The 8,276-nt window shown below is 60.8% G+C and carries 9 protein-coding genes and 2 pseudogenes; 6 read left to right on the plus strand and 5 right to left on the minus strand.

The genetic code is table 11. The features are described 5' to 3' along the window. The coding region (locus G3N96_RS36270; RefSeq protein ID WP_206139067.1) for an integrase core domain-containing protein at positions 1-90 on the plus strand (90 nt) is incomplete at its 5' end. Positions 91-137: 47 nt separating this feature from the next. On the opposite strand, the gene G3N96_RS36275 is transcribed toward G3N96_RS36270, so the two are convergent. From G3N96_RS36275 to G3N96_RS36285, 3 genes are all read right to left on the minus strand, one after another. After that, positions 138-638 (minus strand): dihydrofolate reductase, encoded by a 501-nt coding sequence (locus G3N96_RS36275; RefSeq protein ID WP_124575990.1) that lies wholly within the window; start codon positions 636-638, stop codon positions 138-140. A 259-nt stretch (positions 639-897) separates the two neighbouring features. Then, positions 898-1,224, minus strand: coding sequence for a hypothetical protein (locus tag G3N96_RS36280; protein WP_124575989.1), 327 nt, complete (start codon positions 1,222-1,224; stop codon positions 898-900). 283 nt (positions 1,225-1,507) lie between these two features. Further along, a complete protein-coding gene (locus tag G3N96_RS36285; RefSeq protein WP_241022994.1) occupies positions 1,508-1,747 on the minus strand; it encodes a hypothetical protein in 240 nt (79 codons plus the stop codon). Here G3N96_RS36285 and G3N96_RS36290 point away from each other — a divergent pair. Both G3N96_RS36290 and G3N96_RS36295 read left to right on the plus strand, forming a co-directional pair. Then, positions 1,727-3,124: a sigma-54 dependent transcriptional regulator gene (locus G3N96_RS36290; protein ID WP_089494347.1), complete on the plus strand. Its 1,398-nt coding sequence runs from the start codon at positions 1,727-1,729 to the stop codon at positions 3,122-3,124. The genes G3N96_RS36285 and G3N96_RS36290 overlap by 21 nt on opposite strands. A 41-nt stretch (positions 3,125-3,165) precedes the next feature. Then, positions 3,166-3,936, plus strand: a pseudogene (locus tag G3N96_RS36295) (thymidylate synthase); the annotation flags it as partial. 549 nt (positions 3,937-4,485) lie between these two features. Here the strand turns inward: G3N96_RS36295 and G3N96_RS36300 are convergent. Beyond that, positions 4,486-4,911, minus strand: a complete 426-nt coding sequence (locus tag G3N96_RS36300) for a helix-turn-helix transcriptional regulator (protein WP_124750211.1) — start codon at positions 4,909-4,911, stop codon at positions 4,486-4,488. 209 nt (positions 4,912-5,120) lie between these two features. On the opposite strand from G3N96_RS36300, the gene G3N96_RS36305 reads away from it, so the two are divergent. The 3 genes from G3N96_RS36305 to G3N96_RS36315 all read left to right on the plus strand — a co-directional run bounded on the left by G3N96_RS36305 (position 5,121) and on the right by G3N96_RS36315 (position 6,774). Further along, entirely contained in the window at positions 5,121-5,732 is a 612-nt protein-coding gene (locus G3N96_RS36305; RefSeq protein WP_241022992.1) for a hypothetical protein, read from the plus strand. A gap of 242 nt (positions 5,733-5,974) precedes the next feature. Continuing rightward, positions 5,975-6,274 (plus strand): hypothetical protein, encoded by a 300-nt coding sequence (locus G3N96_RS36310; RefSeq protein ID WP_206140183.1) that lies wholly within the window; start codon positions 5,975-5,977, stop codon positions 6,272-6,274. A gap of 5 nt (positions 6,275-6,279) precedes the next feature. Beyond that, positions 6,280-6,774, plus strand: coding sequence for an HAD domain-containing protein (locus G3N96_RS36315; protein WP_206140184.1), 495 nt, complete (start codon positions 6,280-6,282; stop codon positions 6,772-6,774). Positions 6,775-7,746: 972 nt separating this feature from the next. Here the strand turns inward: G3N96_RS36315 and G3N96_RS36320 are convergent. Next, positions 7,747-7,948 (minus strand): annotated as a pseudogene (locus G3N96_RS36320) (hypothetical protein). Between the last annotated feature and the right edge of the window lie 328 nt (positions 7,949-8,276).

The following is an 8,276-nucleotide window of genomic DNA, read 5'->3' on the forward strand; positions in this document are numbered from 1 at the left end:
GTCGAACAGTCGGTGCACATCTACAACCATGAGCGACCGCATACGGCTCTGAAATACAAAACGCCCGATGCGGTGCATCGGGCGTTCTAGTGCCTGGATACTGTCAACCTATTCCAGGACTTGACATGCGTGACGCGTCAGCCGCGCTTGCGCTCGTAGACGACGAACGCATAGCCGAACGTATTCGGCGCGGCCGCCTGGTGGGCATCGCGCGACACTTCCTGCCACTGCGCGGCGTCGGGCGCCGGGAACGAGGCGTCACCGTCGAAGTCGGCGTCGATCTCGGTGACGACCAGCTTGTCGGCAAGTGCGAGCCCTTCCGTGTAGAGCTGCGCGCCGCCGATCAGGAACGCCTCGGGCACGCCGTCGCGCGCGGCGAGCGTCAGCGCATCGGCGAGCGACGTGACCGAGTCGCAGCCGTCGAAGCGACGCGTTGCATCGCGCGTGACCACGATATTGCGGCGGCCCGGCAGCGGCCGGCCGATCGACTCGTGGGTCTTGCGGCCCATCACGATCGGTGCGCCCATCGTCGTGCGCTTGAAGAAGGCGAGATCCTCGGGAAGTTTCCAGGGCAACTGGTTGTCGCGGCCGATGATGCCGTTGCGGGCACGCGCGACGATCAGAGTCAACGTCGTCATGAAGGTCGGGGAAAGGAAAACGGGAATGGCGCCGATTTTACCGGAACGGCGGCACGCGCCGGTTCCGGGGGCGCGCATCCGCCTTTCCGCACTGCGCGCCGCGACGCCCGAGTCAACGCGTCGCGGCGACGGAATGAATAAAAAGAGTGCCCGCCGGGGGACGGAGCACAAGAACCGTTTCGTGTTGCGAGCGCGACGATGCCGGTATCGTCGCGCTCAAATCAATACGTCATCCTGATCAAGTGGATCGGCTCGTGCGTCACTGATGCGTACTGCCTTGCGTGGTGCCTTCCATCGCGTGCTGCAAATCGCCCGGCTGCGGTGCCGGACGTGGCGTCGGCAATTGAGGCGGTGGCGGGATCTCGTCCCACAGGGTCACTGACGTCCTGCCGGCCGGCAACGGTTGCGGTGACGACACGGTCACGATGCCGAACCCGTTGCCGTGCTGCATGCTCGGCGTGTTTGCCGCAAGCAGCATGGCGCGATCCGGATTCGTGCTTTCGTCCGCGCGTACGGGCGCGGGCGGGCCGGCGACCGCGACCGCGATGGTCATCGGCACGAAAGAAAGTAAAAGATGTTTTCGCATGGTCGCTGTCTCCGACGATTGCCATGTTCAGCGAAATGCATGCCATCGCGCCGGGACCGTTGTCGAGACTGCGATTCGTGCTCAAGCGTTGCGAATTGTGTCGGAAAACGGCTGAAAATGTTTCAGGCCTGAAACGAGGGGGCTCGGGAATACTGCGGATTCAATCGATACGCGTCAAGGATGAAAATCGTCGCAAGTGTTGATGACAGAGCGTATCGCTGCGCCGGGGCTATGTGCAGACGATTGACATGCATCGACCTCCTGAGCGATACGGCCGCATCGCTCACCGCGCTGAAATCGGATTGTCGTATTCAGTGCCTATAACTAAGCTGTCTTGATCAAAATAACTGGACGCGAGATAAGCGCCATCATGCGAGGCTTTGTCGTCGCCACGCATCGGCATGGCGAATCGAGCCGCCTTCGGCTGACCCGATTCGATCCTTTTCGCACGTGACCTGGCGTGCACGGCAATCGTTAGACGGTTGATGAACGGGGTGAGCATATGGGCGCCGATCTGCGGCACGTGATTTACTATTCGCGCGAACCGAACGACGCGTTGCGCGGCCATTTCGACGAATGCGGTTGGCGTGTCGATCTCGCGGAGACCGTGCGAGACGTACGGCGCGTCGTGCAGCATGGTGTCGCAACGGCCGGGCTGCTCGATTTTTCGCCGGGCTTCAAGCCTTCCGACCTGCGCGAACTCGAATCCTGTCTGAGCATTCAGCACATCGGCTGGATCGCGGCGACGCGTCGCGGCCAGTTGCAGGACGCTACGCTGCGCCATCTCATTCGCGACTACTGTTTCGACTACGTGACGATGCCGTACGAGACGGCGCGGATCGTCGAGACCGTCGGCCATGCACACGGGATGATCGCGCTGACCGAAACCGTTGCGCCGCCCGTCGGCGCCGGACGCAGCGAAGGCGAAATGGTCGGGACCTGCGATGCGATGCTCGGGCTCTTCAGGACGATACGCCGCGTCGCGGCGACCGACGCGCCGGTGTTCATCTCCGGCGAATCGGGTACGGGCAAGGAACTGACGGCGGTCGCGATTCACGAACGTTCGTCGCGCGCGCAGGCGCCTTTCATCGCGATCAATTGCGGTGCGATTCCGTCGACGCTGCTGCAGGCCGAACTGTTCGGCTATGAGCGCGGCGCGTTCACCGGCGCGAACCAGCGCAAGATCGGCCGCGTCGAGGCCGCCAACGGCGGCACGCTGTTTCTCGACGAAATCGGCGACTTGCCGCTCGAAAGCCAGGCGAGCCTGCTGCGCTTCCTGCAGGAAGGCAAGATCGAGCGGTTGGGTGCCCATGTGTCGGTGCCCGTCGACGTGCGCGTGATCTGCGCGACGCACGTGGACATGGAAGCGGCGCTGCGCGAAGGGCGGTTCCGCGAGGACCTGTTTCATCGCCTGTGCGTGCTGAAGATCGAGGAGCCGCCGCTGCGCGCGCGCGGCAAGGACATCGAGGTGCTCGCGCGCCACATGCTCGAGCGTTTCAAGGGCGACGCGCATCGTCGCCTGCGCGGCTTTTCCCCTGATGCGGTCGCGTCGTTGTACGGCTATTCGTGGCCGGGCAACGTGCGCGAGCTGATCAATCGCGTGCGCCGTGCGATCGTCATGTCGGAAGGCCGGATGATCACCGCGGCGGATCTCGAGCTGAACGACTTCGCGACGCTCGCACCCGTGTCGCTGCTGGAGGCGCGCGAGGCGGCCGAACGGCAGGCGATCGAGCAGGCGCTGTTGCGCCATCGCGGCCGTTTCGCGGATGCCGCACGCGAACTCGGTGTGTCGCGCGTCACGCTCTACCGGCTGATGTGCGCACACGGCATGCGCGATCGCGGCGACACGCTGGCAGGGTTTTCGGCGCCGTTGCCGGAGCTTCCTCACCACGCTTGCTAAAATTGGCGGGTACGGCCGCCCTCGCGGCCGAAGGAACCCGCATGAAACAGTATCTCGATCTCGTTCGTACCATTCTCGATACCGGCACCTGGCAGGAGAACCGCACGGGGATCCGCACCATCAGCATGCCGGGCGCGATGCTGCGCTTCGACCTGCAGCAAGGCTTTCCGGCCGTGACGACCAAGAAGCTGGCATTCAAGTCCGCGATCGGCGAACTGGTCGGCTTCCTGCGCGCGACGCGCAGCGCGGCCGATTTCCGCGCGCTCGGCTGCAAGGTGTGGGATGCGAACGCGAACGAGAACGCGCAATGGCTCGCGAACCCGTATCGCCAGGGCGTCGACGATCTCGGCGACGTATACGGCGTGCAATGGCGCCAGTGGCCGGGCTACAAGGTGCTCGACGCGGGCGCCGACGCGCAGATCGCCGATGCGACGCGCCGCGGCTTCCGGATCGTCACGCGTTTCGACGAAGACGGCGCGCCGAAGGTGCTGCTGTACAAGGCGATCGACCAGTTGCGCCAGTGCCTCGACACGATCATGGAGAATCCGTCCGACCGCCGCATCCTGTTTCACGCGTGGAATCCGGCCGTGCTCGACCAGATCGCGCTACCGGCGTGCCACCTGCTGTACCAGTTCCTGCCGAATGCGACGAAGCGCGAAATCTCGCTGTGCCTGTACATCCGCAGCAACGACGTCGGCCTCGGTACGCCGTTCAACCTGACGGAAGGGGCCGCGCTGCTGGAACTCGTTGGCCGGCTGACGGGCTACACGCCGCGCTGGTTCACGTATTTCATCGGCGACGCGCATGTGTTTCTGGAACCAAAAAAAGTACCAACCTACCACTGACATTGGATTGCAGCCGAATTCGGCTTGGTACTTTGGATAAAAGTACCATTTTTTCTGCGGAACCCGACACCGTGCGTGGCTATCCATGAGGGCTTTCTGGATGGTCAACCGACGTTAATCAGAAAGAAGGTTGAGAGAGAAGGGTTGTCGCCCTCCTTTCCGGGATGTTCACTAGTCTGTACTCGGACTCTAGTGGCCTCGTCGGTCATGAGTGGCCAGCGCCTCCTCGCGAAGATTTCGGGGCGCTCGCTGACCTTGTTCAGTCATATGTTGCGTGGGAATGTTCGGGGTAGAACGCCAATGCGTTAGCGCAGTTTTGCCTAATTTGCGACTCCGTTCTCGAGTCAGTCGGTGCGCGAGCCCCGGCCTAGGCTTCGAACGACAGCATGCGGCTGTCCCTTAGGTCGCTTGGGTGAAACGAAATCAGCCGCTGTCGGACCCTGTGGCACGGTTTTCTCCATGCAGACGCTATGAAGTCGCCTAAGCAGGCTCCGGCTGGGATTGCGCCTACGGCTTTCAGAGAAGGTCAGATGGATTGACGCGTAGGCCCTGGCAAAAGAGCTGAAGGGTTCTTAGGGTGGCGCTTCGCTTTCCGGACTCGATGCCGCTCACGAGGTTCCTGTCAACGCCCATCCGCTCGGCCAACTCCCGCTGTTTCAGGCCATGCTCAGTTCGAAGCGAGCGGACCCTTTCGCCAAATCTCGTTTGCACCTGTTGATTGCTGGCTGGAGCCGGGTCCCCGAGCAGGGACCCCAAGCTAACCCCGAGCGCTTCGGCAATAGCCTTCGCCTTATCTAGAGAGATATTTAGTGAGCCGCGCTCGAGGCGACTAATGCTGTTCCTGTCGAGGCCTAACGTTGCGCCAAGGGCTTCCTGCGCGAGACCAAGCTCCTCCCGGCGCCGCCGCATCGCTGCCGCAAAAAATTCTGCGTAATCGACCATGCAAATAGACGAATTGAAAAGCCGTCACTATTCGTCTAGGCAGCGTTTCCGTCTACAACACTTTTGATGCACGAAAAACGTTGTAAACTTGTTGAGTGCACTAAAAATGCCTACAATTCGAGCGTCTCGCTCGTCGGTTCTGGTGCTCGCATGGTGCCAAGTCGACGACATTCCCGTAGGCACAACTGGTTTCTCATCAGCGAGGTTGCATGGTCTTCGTCTTTTTTAGTGTCAGCGGCGTTCTGGGCGCGATTGACCGACATCCGTCCATAACGACTCGCGAGAGCGAGCCCGAGGCTACTCGTTCGCTGGAATCGGACGCCCGCCTGTTCGCACAGACAATTGAGCCGTTCCCTGGGGTTTTCGTAGTCATTGCAAACGACTGGCCTTTGCTCTATGACCTCGAGTTTTTGCGGCGGGAATGCACCCCGTTCGGGCAGCGTATCGTAAATTCAGTGAGAGTCGTCGGCGGCACGAAAGAAGAGCAGATATCGACATTCATGGCGTCCCGGTCCGCCGAATACGTTGTTGTCGCGTCGACGGATTTCGAGTTCAGCGCGGTGACGGCGGCAAGGCGCGTGAACGTTGGCGTAGACACGGGTTTTGACGAAGAGGCCGCTTACGGCCTGCGAGCGCTTCTGGAAGAACACGGCGAAGCTGCCGAAAAACCTGTCACTACTGACGATGTCATGCGAGCGACCTCCGGCAATCCGTGGATGCAGCGCGTTCAGCGCTACCTTGCCCATGGCAGGCAGCAGAACTTTCGAATGTTCAACACGGACACGGAGATGTTGCGCATTCCAGGGGCAGGAAGCGATTGATGATGGAGCCACTTGACGCTCCGATATTGTGGTGTGCCCGCGCATACGCAGGCGAATCAGAGTGCCCGGCCGAATCGCTCGCGCTGCTGTCTATGATTGAAGGCCAAGCGAGCGTACCGAAAGCTGCAGCGAGCGAGTCTTCAGAGGCGCACCGTTGCCTGTCTGCGATGCTCGCGAGCCTCGCATTCGCGGCGAGGCCCTACTACCCGCTTCTCGAGCCACGTGTGCAGCCTCGGAGTTCGATGACCATCTTTATCGACTGGGTTACGAAGAATTCGGCTGGCCCTGCTAAGTCAGCAGCCTGGATGAGCGTTACCTATGAAAACTGCCTGGTTTCTGCAACCGTTTGGGACGCCGACGCCGCCATATGTGAAATAGGCGCTATCGAGTGCAGAGACACTGATGGAATTTGGGACATTGCGTTGCGACTACTACGCGCGATGTTTCCTCAATTCTCCCATCGGCAGGCAGTGATGGGTGGCGACTGCCCGACACTGGAGATTTCTCGCCAGCCCGCGATATACCGTCGCAACGGTCACTGACGGCAATGCGTCAGATTCTCTTTCTCGACATCGACGGTGTGCTGCACCGGGGCAACTCTTATGTCGCAGGCAGCCGCATTGTTAGCAGTGCGCCGGGCCACATCGAGCTGTTCGAGCACCTCCCCGTCCTGGATGAGGTGCTGAGTCCGTATCCGAACGTGCAGATTGTCCTTTCAAGCGATTGGGCTTATCGATTCGGTGTCGACTACACCTGCTTGCAGTTGCCGTCGCCCTCGCTTCGCGCAAGAGTGGTTGGCGCCACATATGAGGGGTGTGAGTTCGACGAGCAGTTGTGGCCAATGCTCTCGAGAGGTGCCCAAGTTCTCGACTATGTTCGCCGACAAGGACGCGACGCCCTTGAATGGATTGGGATTGATGACCGGATGGACGGATTCGAGAGCTGCAGAGAGCGGCTTGTCCATTGTCAGTCCGAATGTGGGTTGGGCGACCCTGCTGTCGTCGACCTTCTGCGGCGCAAACTGCGCGAACGATTTTCTTAATCAACAGCGGTCGGCGGCACTGCATGCTCGAAGGCACACAGCAGGTATCGAGGAAGAACGATGCGAAGCAATATGTCGCGCACGAAATTGACCAACAGCGTCCCGCCTACGGTCGAACGCATGCTTGCTGACGCTATGGAGCACGGTCTTAGGCAAGTCCTTGGCGCGATGACGCCGCGACAGTACGTTGATGCTCGTACGATGTCGTCGTTCGAACTCGGGTTGAAGCTCAAACGCCTGCTGCGCGACGAGGCGTATGAGCGACGTCGCGAAGCGATGGAGAGGCAAGAGACGGGGTGGCCCGGGCACTTGGCCGATGAGCGGAGACGCAAATCGTAAAGAAGATTTGCACGGAGTACCGACATGCACGTCAATCTTTTTTATGCCTAAGACCTCTCGTGCCCTCCAGCAAATGCCGCCTGCCACCATCGCTGCTCTCGAGCGACTCGGGGCGGACCTGGCTGTCGCTCGTCTGCGCAGAAAGGAATCACTTGCCACATGGGCGGCCCGACTTGGGGTAACCGTTCCGACTCTGATGCGCATAGAAGCCGGCGAACCGGGTGTGGGTATTGGCCTCTATGCAACTGCCTTGTGGCTCATCGGACGGGATGGTGCTCTCACCGAGCTGGCGTCTCCAGAAAAAGACCGGGGAGCACTTGAGATGGACGTGCGGGTTGCCATTGAGCTCGGAAAATCTCGGGCAAAGGCGTCCGCGCAGGCTCGTCTAACCCGCAAGGAAAAATGCAGCGGCCACCGGTGATTTAGAAGGCTATGAAGGCAAAACTCTTTCACGAAGGCGATAAGAGCCAGGCAATCTGCTCGCGTCGCGGCGGACTGGTTGATACAACCCTCGTTCGCCGAGGCGTTCCGTTCAGCGACGGCAAGGGCTTCTCGGTGGTGCGATAAACGCCGGAGGCGTGCATGGCTGAAGAGGATTTGCGGGGGCGCACGCGCGCAGAGATGGATGCCCTTTCAACCGTAGCTGTCCGCCCACGCTCGGCACCATCTGAGGCCAGCGAGTTCAGCCTCATTCTCTGTCTCAAAACTGACCCAGCACGCCCGAGGTCTCAACGAGCTTGTTGTTTCGCGTGATGGTGCCGCTGGCAGCATATCCGTCGCCCTGCCGGATGGCATGTCCCCAAATCAAACACCCTCGGTACAGTTCTGCGTCCATCAGCGGGCACCTCGGGCTCGGCGCCGTGTCAATCAACGCGCAGTACATGGCTTTCGGAGTCAGCATAGGCCGGGGGTTCTCGGCTTTATTGGGACAGGGCGCGTCAAGCGTGCGCGCTCGGTTGGTTTCGAGCGGCCACCACGGCGCAGGTTGGTTTCAGCTTCTTCGAGTGAGTCGTCGACATGTGCTGACTCGAAATCCGGAACCTGTCCGCATTTTTGTGGGCGAGGCGGTTGAACAGCACGTTATCCGCGCGCCTGCATAAATCGCTCTCCGAACAGGATAGCAAACTGGTTCATCGCTGATTTCCAGTCGAAGGCGGACCGCA

The sequence above is a fragment of the Burkholderia sp. Se-20373 genome, from assembly GCF_017104705.1.
Lineage (GTDB): Bacteria > Pseudomonadota > Gammaproteobacteria > Burkholderiales > Burkholderiaceae > Burkholderia.

Coding starts and splice junctions, on each gene's coding strand:
- G3N96_RS36275 (WP_124575990.1), bottom strand. CDS start 638: ATGACGACGTTGACTCTGATCGTCGCGCGTGCCCGCAACGGCATCATC.
- G3N96_RS36280 (WP_124575989.1), bottom strand. CDS start 1,224: ATGCGAAAACATCTTTTACTTTCTTTCGTGCCGATGACCATCGCGGTC.
- G3N96_RS36290 (WP_089494347.1), top strand. CDS start 1,727: ATGGGCGCCGATCTGCGGCACGTGATTTACTATTCGCGCGAACCGAAC.
- G3N96_RS36300 (WP_124750211.1), bottom strand. CDS start 4,911: ATGGTCGATTACGCAGAATTTTTTGCGGCAGCGATGCGGCGGCGCCGG.
- G3N96_RS36305 (WP_241022992.1), top strand. CDS start 5,121: ATGGTCTTCGTCTTTTTTAGTGTCAGCGGCGTTCTGGGCGCGATTGAC.
- G3N96_RS36310 (WP_206140183.1), top strand. CDS start 5,975: ATGACCATCTTTATCGACTGGGTTACGAAGAATTCGGCTGGCCCTGCT.
- G3N96_RS36315 (WP_206140184.1), top strand. CDS start 6,280: ATGCGTCAGATTCTCTTTCTCGACATCGACGGTGTGCTGCACCGGGGC.